We start from the raw sequence: 271 nt of genomic DNA, 5'->3' as shown, positions 1-271 counted from the left end.
GCAACTGATCGGCAGCGCTCGGCTTGGCGAGCTTCGTGAGCCGTTGCTCAAATGGGACGAGCAACGACGACGCACGGAAATCATCTTCGCCAGCACCGGCCTCGGCTTGGCCCTACGCACCGCGAAGCAGCAGATCCAACGTTACGAAACAGGGCTGCTTGCGCTGCTGGATCCGCAGGATCTCAGCGTAGAGACGCCAGCGTATAAAGAGTTCGTGTCGCTGACCAACGCACTCAACGTCTGCGTATGCTCCTTAAGGCGGTTGGTCAGC

The 271-nt window shown here is 59.8% G+C and carries 1 protein-coding gene; it reads left to right on the top strand.

The annotated features are described in order from the left end of the window. Positions 1–271 (top strand): hypothetical protein (locus AC0L20_RS41075; RefSeq protein ID WP_473295838.1); only part of this gene is annotated, 271 nt, incomplete at both ends.

The sequence above is a fragment of the Bradyrhizobium sp. Kon58 genome (assembly GCF_055807455.1).
This window is presented reverse-complemented; position numbering and strand designations above follow the sequence as displayed.